At 72.3% G+C, this 15,363-nt stretch carries 17 protein-coding genes; 7 read left to right on the top strand and 10 right to left on the bottom strand.

What is annotated here, in order from left to right:
* Position 1: 1 nt before the first annotated feature.
* The 3 genes from FA582_RS11375 to FA582_RS11385 form a co-directional block, all read right to left on the bottom strand.
* Positions 2–820 (bottom strand): transporter substrate-binding domain-containing protein, encoded by an 819-nt coding sequence (locus FA582_RS11375; RefSeq protein WP_010148019.1) that lies wholly within the window; start codon positions 818–820, stop codon positions 2–4.
* A gap of 358 nt (positions 821–1,178) precedes the next feature.
* Positions 1,179–2,219: a 4-hydroxy-3-methylbut-2-enyl diphosphate reductase gene (locus FA582_RS11380; RefSeq protein WP_010148020.1), complete on the bottom strand. Its 1,041-nt coding sequence runs from the start codon at positions 2,217–2,219 to the stop codon at positions 1,179–1,181.
* A gap of 55 nt (positions 2,220–2,274) precedes the next feature.
* Positions 2,275–3,075 carry an alpha/beta fold hydrolase gene (locus FA582_RS11385; protein ID WP_010148022.1) on the bottom strand — a complete coding sequence of 267 codons (801 nt, stop codon included), beginning with the start codon at positions 3,073–3,075 and terminating at the stop codon, positions 2,275–2,277.
* A gap of 69 nt (positions 3,076–3,144) precedes the next feature.
* On the opposite strand from FA582_RS11385, the gene xseA reads away from it, so the two are divergent.
* Positions 3,145–4,380: an exodeoxyribonuclease VII large subunit gene (gene xseA, locus FA582_RS11390; protein WP_010148023.1), complete on the top strand. Its 1,236-nt coding sequence runs from the start codon at positions 3,145–3,147 to the stop codon at positions 4,378–4,380.
* Positions 4,381–4,428: 48 nt separating this feature from the next.
* Here the strand turns inward: xseA and FA582_RS11395 are convergent, their stop codons facing one another.
* Positions 4,429–5,457, bottom strand: a complete 1,029-nt coding sequence (locus FA582_RS11395; protein WP_051125169.1) for a DNA polymerase III subunit beta family protein — start codon at positions 5,455–5,457, stop codon at positions 4,429–4,431.
* 78 nt (positions 5,458–5,535) lie between these two features.
* On the opposite strand from FA582_RS11395, the gene FA582_RS11400 reads away from it, so the two are divergent.
* Complete coding sequence (locus FA582_RS11400) at positions 5,536–5,853, top strand: exodeoxyribonuclease VII small subunit (RefSeq protein ID WP_010148025.1); 318 nt, start codon at positions 5,536–5,538, stop codon at positions 5,851–5,853.
* Positions 5,854–5,913: 60 nt separating this feature from the next.
* Here FA582_RS11400 and FA582_RS11405 read toward each other — a convergent pair whose 3' ends face one another.
* From FA582_RS11405 to FA582_RS11415, 3 genes are read right to left on the bottom strand one after another with little or no spacing between them, the layout of a single operon-like run.
* Positions 5,914–6,348 carry a type II toxin-antitoxin system VapC family toxin gene (locus tag FA582_RS11405; RefSeq protein ID WP_010148026.1) on the bottom strand — a complete coding sequence of 145 codons (435 nt, stop codon included), beginning with the start codon at positions 6,346–6,348 and terminating at the stop codon, positions 5,914–5,916.
* Positions 6,345–6,683 (bottom strand): DUF2191 domain-containing protein, encoded by a 339-nt coding sequence (locus tag FA582_RS11410; protein ID WP_010148027.1) that lies wholly within the window; start codon positions 6,681–6,683, stop codon positions 6,345–6,347. Before FA582_RS11410 ends, FA582_RS11405 begins: the two co-directional genes overlap by 4 nt.
* A 30-nt stretch (positions 6,684–6,713) precedes the next feature.
* A complete protein-coding gene (locus FA582_RS11415; protein WP_010148029.1) occupies positions 6,714–7,322 on the bottom strand; it encodes a DUF4245 domain-containing protein in 609 nt (202 codons plus the stop codon).
* 88 nt (positions 7,323–7,410) lie between these two features.
* On the opposite strand from FA582_RS11415, the gene glpX reads away from it, so the two are divergent.
* The 4 genes from glpX to FA582_RS11435 are packed head-to-tail and all read left to right on the top strand — an operon-like array spanning position 7,411 to position 10,904.
* A complete protein-coding gene (gene glpX, locus FA582_RS11420) occupies positions 7,411–8,433 on the top strand; it encodes a class II fructose-bisphosphatase (RefSeq protein ID WP_010148030.1) in 1,023 nt (340 codons plus the stop codon).
* The gene (locus FA582_RS11425; protein WP_010148031.1) at positions 8,433–9,365 is read left to right on the top strand and encodes a carbohydrate kinase family protein; all 933 of its coding nucleotides are present in this window, start codon (positions 8,433–8,435) and stop codon (positions 9,363–9,365) included. Before glpX ends, FA582_RS11425 begins: the two co-directional genes overlap by 1 nt.
* 53 nt (positions 9,366–9,418) lie before the next feature.
* Positions 9,419–9,958 (top strand): beta-class carbonic anhydrase, encoded by a 540-nt coding sequence (locus tag FA582_RS11430; RefSeq protein WP_010148032.1) that lies wholly within the window; start codon positions 9,419–9,421, stop codon positions 9,956–9,958.
* Between the two features lie 7 nt (positions 9,959–9,965).
* Positions 9,966–10,904: a MauE/DoxX family redox-associated membrane protein gene (locus tag FA582_RS11435; protein ID WP_010148033.1), complete on the top strand. Its 939-nt coding sequence runs from the start codon at positions 9,966–9,968 to the stop codon at positions 10,902–10,904.
* On the opposite strand, the gene glmM is transcribed toward FA582_RS11435, so the two are convergent.
* Complete coding sequence (glmM, locus tag FA582_RS11440; RefSeq protein ID WP_010148034.1) at positions 10,874–12,220, bottom strand: phosphoglucosamine mutase; 1,347 nt, start codon at positions 12,218–12,220, stop codon at positions 10,874–10,876. The genes FA582_RS11435 and glmM overlap by 31 nt on opposite strands.
* A 256-nt stretch (positions 12,221–12,476) precedes the next feature.
* Between glmM and FA582_RS11445 the strand changes: the two genes are divergently transcribed.
* Entirely contained in the window at positions 12,477–14,204 is a 1,728-nt protein-coding gene (locus FA582_RS11445) for a S8 family serine peptidase (protein ID WP_010148035.1), read from the top strand.
* A gap of 112 nt (positions 14,205–14,316) precedes the next feature.
* Here FA582_RS11445 and rpsI read toward each other — a convergent pair whose 3' ends face one another.
* The gene (gene rpsI / locus FA582_RS11450; protein WP_010148036.1) at positions 14,317–14,823 is read right to left on the bottom strand and encodes a 30S ribosomal protein S9; all 507 of its coding nucleotides are present in this window, start codon (positions 14,821–14,823) and stop codon (positions 14,317–14,319) included.
* Between the two features lie 16 nt (positions 14,824–14,839).
* Positions 14,840–15,283, bottom strand: coding sequence for a 50S ribosomal protein L13 (gene rplM, locus FA582_RS11455; protein ID WP_010148037.1), 444 nt, complete (start codon positions 15,281–15,283; stop codon positions 14,840–14,842).
* Between the last annotated feature and the right edge of the window lie 80 nt (positions 15,284–15,363).

Consider the following 15,363-nt stretch of genomic DNA (forward strand, 5'->3'; position numbering starts at 1 on the left):
CTCAGTCGTCGGTCGAGCCGGCGACGTCGCCCGAGATGTCCTGACCGAAGTAGCGCTCGCTGATCTCCGCGTAGGTGCCGTCCTCGATGATCGCCTGCAGCGCCTCGTCGAGGTCCTCCACCAGGGCGGCGTTGCCCTTCTTGACGGCGAAGGCAGGCTCCTCGGTGTAGAGCGGGTCGCCGCACTCCACGACGTCCAGCCCGGCCTCCTCGATCTGGTGCAGCCCGACGAGCCGGTCGGTCATCACCGCGTCCAGCCGACCGGTGCCCAGGTCGCGCAGCGCCACCACGTCGGAGTCGAAGGTGCGCACCTCCCCGACCCAGTCGCCGCCCTCCTCATCGAGGTAGTCCTGGTAGGTCGTGCCGGTCGCGACCCCGACCGTGGGGGCGTCCAGCTCGGTGATGTCGGTGCACTCGGTGCCGGCCTGGACGAAGGCCTGGGCGCCGGAGCTGTAGTAGCCATCGGTGAAGTCGACCGCCTCGGCGCGCTCCTCGGTAGGCGTCATCGAGGCGATGAGCACGTCGTAGCGGTTGGCCTGGACGCCACCGATGAGCGAGGCGAAGGCGGCCGTCTCCGACTGCATCTCCAGGCCCAGCTCCTCGGCGACCGCGGCGCCGATGTCGTAGTCGAAGCCGGTGAGCTCGTTGCCCTCGAAGTAGCTGAACGGCTGGAACTCCCCGCTCATCGCGACGACCAGGGTGCCGTCCTCGACCAGCTGGGGCTCTCCTCCGGCCTCGGACCCGCCGCCGTTGCCGCAGGCGGACAAGGCGAGGGCGCTGACGGCGAGCGCGCCGAGGAGAGTGGTGCGGGATGCGGTCATGACGATGAACTCCTCATCGATTCAGCGGGAGCCGCCGGTCTGCGCGCTCCCTCGGGACGCCAGGCCCTCCGTCTCCCCCGACGGGACCTGGGCACCCGACCACCATAGACACGGCCCGCGGACCCGAGGGACGCTGCGGGCAGGGGTTGCCCTCCCGCCCGGGGGCTGTTACGCACGCGCGCGTTGGGCTACCCCGACCATCAGCGGGCGGCACGGCATACCGTGATCGAACCGTGACCTGCGATCCCCACCCGGACTGACCACGGCCTAGCACGACCTCCATGAAGAAATACCCCGATGAGGGTCGTGCTAGGCCGTGGTCAGTTGTCGCGGAGCGGGCGGCCACGCCCCCTGGGGCTCAGCGCAGCGAGCCGTCGCGGCCGCTGGGTATGGCGCCCGGGTCGTGCTGAAGCTTCTTGACATCGTGACCTGCGGCCTTGAGGTCGCGGCGGATCTCGGTCGGCAGGGCGAAGAGCAGGGACTCCTCTGCGGCGGTGACCGCCTGGACGTCCTCGAAGCCGCGCTCGGCGAGCCAGTCCAGCACGTCGCGGACGAGCACCTCGGGCACGCTCGCCCCGCTGGTCACCCCCACCGTGCGGACGCCCTCCAGCCAGGCCTCGTCGATCTCGTCGGCGTAGTCGACGAGGTGGCCGTCGCGGGAGCCGTACTCCAGCGCCACCTCCACGAGCCGCTTGGAGTTGGAGGAGTTCTGGGAGCCGACGACGATCATGAGGTCGCAGTCGGTGGCCATCTGCTTGACCGCGACCTGACGGTTCTGGGTGGCGTAGCAGATGTCGTCGCTGGGCGGGTCCTGCAGCTTGGGGAACTTCTCGCGCAGCCGGCGGACCGTCTCCATCGTCTCATCGACGCTCAGCGTCGTCTGGGACAGCCAGACCACCTTGTCGGGGTCGCGCACCTCGATGGCGTCCACGTGGTCCGGGCTCTCCACGAGGGTGATGTGCTCGGGCGCCTCCCCCGCGGTGCCCTCGACCTCCTCGTGCCCGGCGTGCCCGACGAGCAGGATGTCGAAGTCGTCGTCGGCGAAGCGGACCGCCTCCCGGTGCACCTTGGTCACGAGCGGGCACGTGGCGTCGATGGTCTTCAGCGACAGCTGACGCGCCTCCTCGTGCACCGCCGGGCTCACCCCGTGCGCCGAGAAGATCACCCGGGCACCCTCGGGCACCTCGTCGGTCTCCTCCACGAAGATCGCGCCCCGCTTCTCCAGGGTCCGGACGACGTGCTTGTTGTGGACGATCTCCTTGCGCACGTAGACCGGGGGGCCGTAGAGCTCCAGGGCCTTCTCCACGGTGACGACGGCCCGGTCCACCCCCGCGCAGTAGCCGCGCGGCGCCGCGAGCAGGACCCGCTTGCCGCTCTCGGAGGGGTCGCCGGTCGGCACGTCGATCGCCTCGGTCGGTCGGGTGGACGGCGTTGCAGAAGTCACGCTGCCCAGTTTAGGCGCTGCCCCTGGACACTCCCCGAACGCCGCCTTCCCCGGGCCCTCCCGCGCCCACGGCGGCGCGCAGCACCGCCGCCACCTGCTCGGGGTGGGTGGCCGGCATGAGGTGGGAGGCGCGAGGGATGGTCACCACCTCCACCTCCTGGCACGCGGCGGCATACCGCTGCACGTGGAGCCGCATCTGGTCGAACTGGCCGTTGACGAGGATCACCGGGGCGTCCACCGACCGCAGGAGGTCCGGACTCGCGTGCGTCATCACGAGCTCCCAGGCGGCCGGGAGCGCAGCGTATGCCGCACCGCCCGGCAGGACGAGGGCGTGCTCGCCCCGCGCCCCCAGGCCCCGCATGACGGCATTCGCCACCCGGGCCATCCGGTCGGGACCGACCACGGGGAGCAGCCGGGCGAACCCGCGGTAGACGCCGGACAAGCGGGTCCGGGGATCCGCCGTCGCACCGATGAGCACCAGGTGCGCGAGGCTCCCCGGGTGCTCGGCGGCCCACATCATGGCGACGTAGCCCCCGAGGCTGTGCCCGCACAGGACCGGAGCAGGCCCTCCCTCACCCCGGGCGCGACGCACCGCCTCGGTGATCGTGTCGAGGGCCGCGTCGGCGGTGAACTCCTCCCCCACCCGCTCGCCGTGACCCGGCAGGTCGACCGTGACCAGCTCGACGTCCGGAAGAAGTGCCCGGTACGGCCCCCACTGCGCCGCGCTCATCCGGGTCCCGTGGACGAGCACGAGGCGTGGCCGGGTCGCCCCCCGCCCCGTCCCGGTGTCGCTGCCCGTGCCCGCGCCCATCTGCGCAGTCTCCCAGGGCGCCGCGCGGCGGGGGGAGGCCGGCCCCGACGCACGGCATACCCTGAGCGGGTGCCGTCACCGCAGCTGCCACCGACCGCCCGGGAGACCACCGCCGCCTCCCCGTGGCCGGTGCGCACCCTGTCGATGAAGATCAGCGACTACGTCGACAAGATGTCGCCGCTGTGGGTCGAGGGGCAGATCGTCCAGCTCAACCGGCGCCCCGGGATGTCGACCGCCTTCCTCACCCTGCGCGACACCGACGTCGACATGTCCCTCTCGGTCGCCATCCCCACCGGTGCGCTGGACGCCATGCCGGCACCGCCGGAGACGGGCGCCCGGGTCGTCGTCCACGCCAAACCGACCTTCTGGACCAAGCGCGGCACCCTGCAGCTCGAGGCGCGCCAGATGCGCCACGTGGGCGTCGGTGAGCTGCTGGCCCGGCTCGAGCACCTGCGTCAGCTGCTGCGCAGCGAGGGGATCTTCGACGCCGCCCGCAAGCGACCGTTGCCCTTCCTCCCCCGCCGGGTCGGCCTCATCACCGGCCGGGCCACCGCCGCCGAACGCGACGTGCTGGCCGGGGTGGCGCGCCGCTGGCCCGCCGCCGTCGTCGAGGTCCGCCAGGTCCCGGTGCAGGGCACCGAGACAGTCACCGCCGTGACCGCCGCGCTGCGCGAGCTCGACGCGCATCCCGAGGTCGAGGTCATCGTCATCGCCCGGGGCGGCGGCTCCTTCGAGGACCTCCTCCCCTTCTCCAACGAGGCCCTGGTCCGGGCGGTGTCCTCGGCCGGCACCCCGGTGGTGTCGGCGATCGGGCACGAGAGCGACACCCCCCTGCTGGACTTCGTCGCCGACCTGCGGGCCTCAACCCCCACCCACGCCGCCGCGGCGGTGGTCCCGGACGTGGCCGATGAGCTCGCGGGGCTGCGCACGGTGGCCGCGCGCTCGCGCCGCGCCCTCACGACCCGCATCGCCCGGGAGCGCGAGCGGCTCGTGGACCTCATGGCGCGTCCGGTCATGGCTGACCGGGCCGCCATCGTGGCCCAGCACCGCCGAGACATCGGCGACCTGCACGGCCGCGGCCGGTCGGCCCTGGACACCCGCCTGGACCGCGAGCGCGACCGCAGCGACCAGCTGCGGCGTCACCTGCGCGCCGTCTCGCCCCAGCACACGCTCGAGCGGGGGTATGCCGTCGTGCGACACGCCGACGGCGCCATCGTCCGCGACCAAGAGGAGGTCGAGGCCAAGGAGCTCCTGCGCGTCACCGTCGCGCACGGCGACTTCGCGGTGCGGCCGGTCACCCGGTAGGGCCCAGGCCGTCTCCGCCGCAGGTCCGGCACAGGTGCAGCAGGAGACTCACGGTGCCTCGCGCGGCGCGATCGGCATGAGCAGGGCGAGCCGCTCGCCGTCGTCGGCGCTGAGCACGAGAGGGCCGACCCCGCTGGGCAGCCGGAGCTGACCACCCGGGCCGACACCCTCGAGCGCCTCCAGCAGGAAGGGCCGGGAGACGAGGTGCCCTCCAGGCAGCTCGACGACGTCGTCGGCCTCCGCGTGCCTCACCCCCTCCCCGGTCGTGCGCGCCACCACGTCCTCGATCTCCTCGACGCCCTGCGACAGCGTGTCCTGACCGACGGCCTGCTCGATGACGACGCGGTAGTCAGGGAAGGCGGCGTCCATCCCGGCCACCGCGAGGTCACTGCTCGCGCCGCGCACCTCCAGCCCGGCATGCGCCAGGCCGACCTCGACGACCCCCGCGTCCTGGGCGAGGTGTGCCACCACCGCATCCAGCGCCGGAGCCTCCAGCAGCACGCCGGGGCCGCCCCCACCCGGCCCTGCGCTCCCGGCCGTCACGGTCTTCCCGGCGACGGCGACCTTCGCCATGGCGAGCCGGTAGCGGTCCGTCGCCACGACGTGCAGACCGTCCTCGTCGCCCTCGAGCAGGACCGCCCCCAGCGCGGGGAGCTCGGGGTCCCGCGCCACGGCATACCGGACGCGGGTCAGGGCCTGCAGCAGCCGGGCGCCGTCCACCCGCACCCGGGCACACCCGTCGACGGCGAGCGCCATGAGGCGTCCGACCTCCGACCGCGCCTGTCGCAGGCCCGTCTCCAGCCGGCGCAGGTGGGACTGAAGGAGGTCGTCGACGGTCTCGGCGTCCGGGCCCGCGTCCAGCACCGCCGCCATCTCCGCCAGCGGCAGCTCGATGCGGCGCATCCCTGCGAGCAGCCTGGCCTGCCGCACCTGGGTCGCGTGGTAGCGGCGGTAACCCGTGAAAGGGTCCACGGACGTGGCGGGCAGCAGGCCCTGACGGTCGTAGAAGCGCAGCGCGCTGACGGTGAGGCCGCTACGTCGCGAGATCTCGCCGATCGACAGGAGGTCATCAGACATGTGCACACCCTCGACCCTCGACCAGGGTGAGGGTCAACCGACACCCTCACCCGAGCGGCTTCGGCGTACGGTGGAGCGGTGACCTCAGCACCTGATGCCAGCACGACCAGCGCCGACCTCACCCCGGTCGCAGACCTCAGCTATGAGCAGGCACGGGACGAGCTCGTCGCGCTCGTGTCCAGGATCGAGTCCGGCCAGGTGCCGCTCGAGGAGGCCATGGCGCTGTGGGAGCGAGGCGAGGACCTGGCCGCCCACTGCCAGCACAAGCTGGACGTCGCGCAGGAGACGCTGGACCGCGCGACCGAGCGGGGTCAGACCCCCGGCTCCCCCAGCACGGACGACACGGGCGCCGACGAGGACACCACGATCGACGACGAGCCGACCGCGCAGGACTGAGCGATCCGCTCGCGAGTTCGGCGCCGCCGATCTCGCGCAGCACTGCCGCGGCCGGAGGGGTCAACCGGTCAGCGGATTGCGGACCCGGAGCTGGGGGAACCAGGAGAAGTCTCGGTCTGACGACCACAACGCACCGACGCCGTGACCAAGGCAGATCGCCGCGATCCGCGCGTCGTTCACCTTGGGGCCGGCCACCCCGGGCACGCGCAGGAGCCCCGCCAGGATCGACCCGTGGTCGGCCGTCTCCGACAGCACCCGCAGGGCGGGCAGCGCGAGCAAGGACTCGACGGCCTCGAGCGCTGCGGTAGGTGACGTCGGGGGGCGGTAGATGCGCGGGTGCGTCACCACCGCCAAGAACTCGTGCAGGCACGGCCAGGGGATCGCCCAGGCGCCGCGCCCGGTGGCGAGCCCCCGCAGTGCCTGGGCCGCCCGCTCGTGGTGGGGGCTGTCTGTGCGGTGCGCGTAGACGAGGACGTTGGTGTCGACCGCGATCACGAGGGGAACCCGTAGGACCGGTCCACCACGTCCTCGGGTGCCAGCGCGGCGACCAGCCCCTGCCCATCCATCGTGGGGAAGTGGAAGTCGACCTCGACGGCGGCACCGCGCCGATCGACCTCCGCCCGAAGGCCGGCCACGACGAGTTCCCGGAGCGTCGCTCCCGAGCGCGCGGCGACTCCCTTCGCCTCGAGCGCCAAGGCGTCGGGGATATCGATCGTCGTCTTCATACGGGTGACCGCATCACCAGACCCGTACTCCCGTATCGCAAGGCCGGTCACTCGCCGCCACGGCTCAGCCTGGACGCACCACCAGACCTCGGCGACGGCGGCCACCCGGCGACTGCTCAGGGATTGAGCGATCCGCTAGTCGCGGACCTCGATCGAGGCGAGGAGCTCGGCGGCCTCGGCCTCACTCGCCGTGCCGTGGACGACCACGGTGGTGCCGTCGGTCTCCTCGGGCCCGAGCAGCCAGGCGTTCTCGGCGTTGCCGGACTCCGCCTCCCACACGGTCCAGGAGTGATCACCCGTGGGCCCGGACAACGGGGTCGCGCCGGTCTCCTGCGCCCCCGTCAGCACGGCGTCCCGCCAGGCGGTACCGACGTCCGCGCCCTGGTGGATGGCGAGGTACTCCCCCTGCGGCGTGACGTAGGAGACGTGCCAGGTCGGCGCCTGCTCCAGCGGCTCGTACCACGCGACGGTAGGTGTCCACCCCTCGCCCGGGTCGGGCACCCACACCGGCCACTCCGCCTGCGCCGCGGCATACGAGGCGGTCGTCCCGACCTCGACCCTGCGCGGCGTCTGCTCGGTCGGGTTGTAGGTCAGCGACCACCAGACGAGGACGATCGCGAGCACCAGCAGGGTGGAGTAGACCATGTTGCGCACTGTGTAGGACGCCAGCCGCGCCCGCCGACGGTCGGGGGCGGGGCCGGGGCCGGCCGCCTGCCCGGGGGTGGTCTGCGATGTGGTGCTCACCCCTCTATGGTCGCACCTCGACGCCCCGGCGCGGAGCGGAGCGCACCCGCTAGGGTGGCTACAGCACCGTCTCGACCCAGGAGGGCCCATGGCCGACCGCTCACCGAAGACCACCGACCAGGTCCTCCCGGATCGCAACCTCGCGCTCGAGCTCGTGCGGGTCACCGAGGCCGCAGCCCTGGCCGCCGGTCGCTGGGTGGGGCGCGGCGACAAGATCCTTGCTGACAACGCCGCCGTCGAGGCCATGCGCAAGGTCATCTCCAAGGTCGCCATGGATGGCGTCGTCGTCATCGGGGAGGGGGAGAAGGACGAGGCCCCGATGCTCTTCAACGGCGAGCAGGTCGGCGACGGCACCGGGCCCGCGGTGGACGTCGCGGTGGACCCGATCGACGGCACCACCCCCACCGCCAAGGGCATGGACAACTCGATCGCCGTGATGGCGGTGTCCGAGCGAGGCACGATGTACGACCCGTCCGCGGTGTTCTACATGGACAAGCTCGTCGTCGGTGCCGACGTGGCCGACCGCGTCGACATCCGGCTGCCGGTCGGCGAGAACCTCCGCCGCATCGCGCGCGCCAAGAAGAGGTATGTCGAGGACCTCACCGTCATCATGCTGGACCGGCCGCGGCACGACCGTTACACCCAGGAGGTGCGTGAGGCGGGCGCCCGGCTGCGCTTCATCACCGACGGTGACGTCGCCGCCGCCATCGCCGCCGCCCGCGAGGACTCCTCCGTCGACATGCTCATCGGCATCGGCGGGACCCCCGAGGGCATCATCACCGCGTGCGCCATGAAGGCCATGGGCGGTGTCATCCAGGGCCGCCTCTGGCCCAAGGACGACGACGAGCGGCAGAAGGCGATCGACGCCGGCCACGACCTGGACCGCGTCCTGTCCACCGACGACCTCGTCACCGGCGACAACTGCTTCTTCGTCGCCACCGGCATCACCACCGGCGAGCTCCTGCGCGGCGTGCGCTACGGCTCCGGCACCGCGGTCACCCAGTCGCTGGTCATGCGCTCGCGCTCGGGCACCATCCGCGAGATCACCTCCCACCACCGCCTCGACAAGGTGGCCTCCATCGCCGACGCCCTGTCTCCGGACGCGCTCTGATGGCGGCCGTGCTCACGGTCGGCGAGGCCCTCATCGACATCGTCGTCCCGCACGGCGACGCCGAGCGCAGCGAGCACGTCGGCGGATCCCCCGCCAACGTCGCCATCGGCGTCGCGGCGCTCGGTCACGAGAGCCGCCTCACGGCATACCTTGGCGAGGACGAGCACGGCGACCGGGTCCGCGAGCACGTCGAGAGGTATGGCGTGACCCTCACCGAGGGTTCGACCGCGGCAACGCGCACCTCCACCGCGACCGCGCACCTCGACGCCGACGCCGTCGCGACCTACGACTTCGACCTCTCCTGGGAGGTCGGACCCCAGGACCTCACGGGCACCGGGCATGTCCACACCGGCTCCATCGCCGCCACCCTCGAGCCCGGCGGGTCGGCCGTCGTCGAGCTCATCGAGCGCGCTCGTTCCCAGGCCACCGTGTCCTACGACCCCAACGCACGCCCCTCCATCATGGGCAGTCCCGAGGACGCCCGCGGGCGCATCGAGGAGTGCATCGGCCGCAGCGACGTCGTCAAGGCCAGCCTCGAGGACGTCGAGTGGCTCTACGGCGGCGGCGAGGAGGCCGACGTGGTCGAGATCGTCCACCGGTGGGGCCAGCTCGGCCCCCACCTGGTGGTCGTCACCCGCGGTGGCGAGGGTGCCGTCGTGCACCTCTCCCGCGACGACACCACGCTGGAGCTGCCCTCGCTCACCGTCCAGGTCATCGACACCGTCGGCGCCGGAGACTCCTTCATGTCCGGGCTGGTCAGCGGCCTGCTCGACGCCCAGCTCCTGGGGTCGCCGGAGGCCCGGCTGCGGCTCGCCCGCGCCGAGCTGGAGGACATCGCCCCGGCTCTCGAGCGCGCCGTCGCCTGCGCCGGGTGGACGGTGGCCCGCGCCGGTGCAGCGGCACCCACCCGCCGGGACCTCGGCATCGCCTGAGCCTCGGCCGGACCTTCCGTCCTCGCGGGCCTCACCCACTAGGCTGCAGAGCCATGGACCGCACCACCTCCACCCCCGTCCCGACCGCGACCTCCACCGCCTTCGACGACCTCCTGGACGCCAACGAGTCCTTCGCCACCGAGCACGCGGCGGAGCTCGAGGGCTTCGACGGCGTCGCGCGGGCCGGGGTCGCGATCGTCACCTGCATGGACTCCCGCATCCAGCCGCTGCAGATGCTCGGGCTGACCCACGGTGACGCCAAGATCTTCCGCAACCCGGGCGGCCGGGTCACCGACGCCGCCCTGGAGGCCCTCGTGCTCGGGGTCCATCTCCTCGGCGTCGAGCGGATCCTCGTCATCCCCCACACCCGCTGCGCCATGACCCTCAAGACCGAGAACGAGCTGCGCGAGACCATCTCCGAGCTCTCCGGCATCGACGCGTGGTTCCAGCGCTTCCACGTGGTCACCGACCAGGAGGCTGCGCTGGCCGAGGACGTCCACCGCGTCACCAGCCACCCGCTCATCCAGGGCCGTGCCGAGGTCGGTGGCTTCCGCTACGACGTCGACACGGGGCGCCTCACGCGACTGGTCTAGCCGCGCCGTGCCCGCCGCGCTCTCCCTGGCCCCGCTCGCCCTGGCGGTCGTGCTCGGCCTCTCGGGCCTGGCGAAGCTGCCGGCCCCCGACGCCACCGCCGACATGGTGCGAGCCCTGCGGCTGCCCCGCCTGCTCGGGCCGCGAGCCGTCGCCCGGGCCCTCCCCTGGGTCGAGATCGCCACCGCCGTGCTCCTCCTGTCACCGTGGCCCTGGTCGTATGCCGTCGGTGCCGGGTCGGCGCTGCTGCTCTGCCTCGCCTTCACGGCCGTGGTCGCCCACGCGCTGCGGCTGGACCCGCGCCCGGACTGCGCCTGCTTCGGCGCGGTCGGCGACCACCGCATCAGCGCCCGCACCCTCGCCCGCAACCTCCTGCTGGCCGCGCTGGCACTCGGCGCAGGTCTGGTCGCGCTGGGCGGGGGAAGCCTCTGGACGCTGGTGGGCGACTACACAGCCCGGGACCGGTGGTGGCTGGCGCTCGCCCTCGTGACGGCCGCGGCACTCGTCCTCGTCCTCGCGCGCTCGGGCCGGCGCCCCTCGCCCCAGGGCACGGTGAGCCTCCCGGACGCGCCCCTGGTCGACCGGGACCTCGACACGCTGACCCTGCGCACGCTCGGGATCATCCGTCCCCAGGTCGTGGTGCTCGTGAACTGCTGGTGCGGGCCGACCTTCGAGGTCCTCGAGCGGCTCCCCCGCTGGCGCGCGCAGCACCCCGATCTCGGCGTGCACCTCGTCCACACGCACCCGCCGTGGTCCGAGCCGCGCGCGGCCGACCTACCGGACCTCTGGTGGGACCCCGGGGCCCAGCTGCACGAGGCGCTGAGCGCCGGGTGGCAGCCCACCGGGGTGCTGCTCGACGCGGACGGTCTGCTCGCCGGCCCGGTGTCGGGCATCGAGGCGATCGAGGGTCTGCTGGACTACAACGAGAGCCGGTCGCGGACGACCTGAGCCAGCCGCTCGGCGCAGGATGCCGCCCGCTCGGATGTGTCCGCCTCGACCATCACCCGCACGACGGGCTCGGTGCCGGACTTGCGCAGCAGCACCCGGCCGGCCTCGCCGAGCTCGGCCTCGATGGCGGCGACCTCACGGGCCACGCCCTCGTCCTGCCCGACGCGGTCCTTGTCGACACCCTTGACATTGACGAGCACCTGCGGCATCCGGGTCATGACCGAGGCGAGCTCGTGCAGGGGCCGACCGGAGGAGACCACCCGCTGGGCCAGCGCCAGCGCGGTGAGCACGCCGTCGCCGGTGGTCCCGTGCTCGAGCATGATGACGTGGCCGGACTGCTCCCCGCCCAGGGAGTAGGAGTGCGCGCGCATCTCCTCCAGGACGTACCGGTCCCCGACCGAGGTCTGGACGACCCGAACCCCTTCGCGCTCCATGGCCTGCAGCAGACCGAGGTTGCTCATGACGGTCGCCACGAGCGTGCCGTCGCGCAGCTCGCCCCGCTCGTGCATGCTCACGGCGAGGATGGCCATGATCTGGTCGCCGTCGACCTGCTCCCCCCGGGCGTCGACCGCCAGGCACCGGTCCGCGTCACCGTCGAAGGCCACACCCATGTCGGCCCCACGGAGCCGCACGGCCTCCTGCAGCTGGTCGAGGTAGGTCGAGCCGGCCCCGTCGTTGATGTTGAGGCCGTTGGGGTCGGCGCCGATGACGTCCACCGTCGCCCCGGCCCGACGGAAGACCTCGGGCCCGACCTCTGCGGCGGCACCGTTGGCCGCGTCGATGACGATCCGCAGGCCGTCCAACCGCCCGGGCGCGGCATCCAGCAGGTGCTCGATGTAGAACTCCGCCCCCCGCTGGAACGGCCGGATGCGGCCGACACCGGCGCCCGTGGGCCGCTCCCACTCCACGCCCATCCGCTCGGAGATGCGGTCCTCGATCTCGTCGGCGAGCTTGTGGCCGCCGCTGGCGAAGAACTTCAGGCCGTTGTCCGGCATGGCGTTGTGCGAGGCCGAGAGCATCGCCCCCATCTCGGCGTTCATCCGATGGGTGAGGAAGGCGATCGCCGGTGTGGGCAGGACCCCGGCGTCGAGCACGTCCACACCGGCCGACGCGAGCCCGGCCATGACGGCGGCCGACAGGAACTCTCCCGAGGCCCGGGGGTCGCGGCCCACGACCGCGGTGGCGCGGTTGCCACCGAAGACGCTGTGCCCGCCCAGCTCGTGCGCCACCGCCACCGAGAGGTCCAGAGCCAGCTCTGCGGTGATGTCCTTGTTGGCCAGGCCACGCACCCCGTCGGTGCCGAAGAGCCGTCCCATGCTCGTCCTTGTCGTCGTGCGATCCCCAACGGGGCTGACAGGGCAGTATGCCGCACCTCCTCCCGCCGCGTGGCCTCGCCGTCCGTCCGGGGCGAGGGTCAAGAGGTGGTCTGGGACCGGTCAAGGACTGGTCAGGATCAGGTACAGGTTTGGTCTGGCGGGCACGGTCGGCGCGCTGCCGCGACTCTCCACGCGGCACTCTGGGCCGCGGCGGTCGCAACGGTGCGGCCACCATCCATGTCCTGAAGGAGAACTCATGCAGCACCTGCGACGCCGGACGCTGGCCGTCCTCGCCGCCACCCTGATGACCGGGACCACCGGGGCGGGGGTGTCCCTCGCCGCTGCGGCGACGGACCGCCCCGACACGGTCGCCCCGTTGGTCGAGGCGGCGGGCAGCAGCATCGACGGCAACTACATCGTCATGCTCGACGTCGGCGAGGCGGCCAAGAAGGGCCCCAGTGAGCGGGCCAGCGAGCGCGCCCACGCCGCGGTCGCCGCGGCGACCGAGAAGAAGGTCGCGCAGGCCAAGAGCAAGGGGGTGAAGGTCAGGCACACCTACTCCGCCGTGGGCGGGTATGCCGCGACTCTGACCGGCAGCCAGCTCGCCGAGCTGCGTCAGGACCCTGACGTCGCCTGGGTCGAGGAGGACTCGGTCGTCTCGATCGGGGCGACCCAGAACAACGCGCCGTGGGGGCTGGACCGGATCGACCAGCGCACCCGCCCGCTCAACGGCACCTACACCTACACCAACACGGGCCAGGGCGTGCGCAGCTACGTCATCGACACCGGCATCCGCACCACCCACGGCCAGTTCTCCGGCCGCACCGCGAGCGGCTACACCGCCATCAACGACGGGCGCGGCACCACCGACTGCAACGGCCACGGCACCCACGTCGCCGGCACTGTCGGGGGCAGCACCTACGGCGTCGCCAAGGGGACCACCCTGGTGCCCGTCCGCGTGCTCGACTGCAACGGCAGCGGCTCCAACTCCGGGGTCATCGCCGGTATGGACTGGGTCGCCAACAACGCGCCCCGCCCCTCGGTGGTCAACATGAGCCTGGGTGGTCCGGCCTCCACCACCACCGATGCCGCCGTCGACCGCCTCGTCTCCCGGGGCATCCCGGTCGTCGTGGCGGCGGGCAACGAGAACCAGAACGCCTGCAACGTCTCGCCCGCGCGGGCCGCGAACGCGATCACGGTGGGCTCGACCACGAGCAGCGACGCCCGATCCAGCTTCTCCAACTTCGGCAGCTGCGTGGACCTCTTCGCTCCCGGCAGCTCGATCATCTCGGCGTGGTCCACCTCCGACACGGCGACCAACACCATCTCCGGCACCTCGATGGCCAGCCCGCACGTCGCCGGCGCCGTCGCGCTCTACCTCCAGAGCAACCCCTCGGCGAGCCCGGCGCAGGTCGCCACCGCCGTGACCTCGGCCTCGACCACCGGTCAGCTGACCGGCATCGGCACCGGCTCCCCCAACCGGTTGCTCTACACCCCGGGCCTGCAGGGCGGCAGTACGCCGACCCCCGAGCCCGAGCCGGGCACCGGCATCACCAACGGAGGCTTCGAGTCCGGGGCCACCGGCTGGAGCGGTGACACCGGGGTCATCGGGTCTGGCACCTACCCCGCCCGCAGCGGCTCCAACAAGGCCTGGCTGGTCGGCTACGGACAGACCCGGACCGAGGCCATCACCCAGCAGGTGACGGTCCCGTCCTCGGGCGCCACGCTGGACTTCTACCTGCGGGTGGTGACGGCGGAGACGACCACCTCGACCGCTTACGACCGCATGCAGGTCCAGGCTGTCGCCGGTGGGAGCACGACCACGCTCGGCACCTGGTCCAACCTCAACGCCTCGTCCGGCTACGTGCTGCGCAGCGTGAACCTCTCGGCCTTCGCCGGCCAGAGCATCACCCTGCGGTTCGTGGGCTCGGAGGACTCCACACTCGCGACGTCCTTCCTCGTGGACGACGTCTCGCTGCGCTGACCCTGCCACACACGCGACAGGGGCCCGACACCGTGAGGTGTTGGGCCCCTGTCGGGCTCTCGATGCCCGGTGTGCTCGCGCCCCCGAGGGAGACGCGGCCGCCGGGACCGGATCAGCGCTTGCTGTACTGCGGCGCCTTGCGGGCCTTCTTGAGGCCGGCCTTCTTGCGCTCGGGCACACGGGCGTCACGGGTGAGCAGACCGGCCTTCTTCAGCGCGGGACGGTTGAGCTCGGCGTCCACGCCGTTGAGCGAGCGGGCCACACCGAGGCGGACCGCACCGGCCTGGCCGGAGGGGCCACCACCGTGCACGCGGACGAGCACGTCGTAGGCGCCGTCCAGCTCCAGCAGGGTCAGGGCCTCGGCCGCGATCTGCTGGTGCACCTTGTTGGGGAAGTACTCGGCGAGGGTGCGCCCGTTGACGCGCCACTGGCCGGTGCCGGGCACGATGCGCACGCGAGCGACGGCCTGCTTGCGGCGACCGGTCCCGGCGCCCGGGGCGGAGGCCGAGGGCCGCTGCGCGGCAGCCTCGGGCGCCGCGCTGGACTCCGTGGTGTATTCGGAGACGGCGTTCTCGTCGAAGTCTGCGCCGTCGGCGGTGTCGATGTCGTTGACAGTCATAGGTGCTTCGGCTTCCTTACTGGGCGACCTGGGAGATGACGTACGGGACAGGCTGCTGGGCCGCGTGCGGGTGGGTCTCACCTGCGTAGACCTTGAGCTTGGAGAGCATCTGGCGCCCGAGCGAGTTCTTGGGGAGCATGCCGCGGACGGCCTTCTCCACGGCGCGGGTCGGGTGCTTCTCGAGCAGCTGCTCGTAGCTGTCGGCGCGGAGGCCGCCCGGGTAGCCGGAGTGGCGGTAGGCCTTCTTCTGCTCCAGCTTGGAGCCGGTCAGGGCCACCTTGTCGGCGTTGATGATGATGACGAAGTCGCCGGTGTCGACGTGGGGGGCGAAGATCGTCTTGTGCTTGCCGCGAAGCAGGATCGCGGTCTGGGACGCCAGGCGACCCAGGACGATGTCCCTGGCGTCGATGACGTGCCAGGCGCGGGTGACCTCGCTGGCCTTCGGGGAGTAGGTGCGCATTCGCCTACCTTCTTCGAGAGTTGGTGATGGGCAACTGTTCAAGTCTACCGGCCGACCTGGACCCACCCAAACTCCTCGAA

Source organism: Serinicoccus profundi (assembly GCF_008001015.1).
In the GTDB taxonomy this organism is placed as follows: Bacteria; Actinomycetota; Actinomycetes; order Actinomycetales; family Dermatophilaceae; genus Ornithinicoccus; species Ornithinicoccus profundi.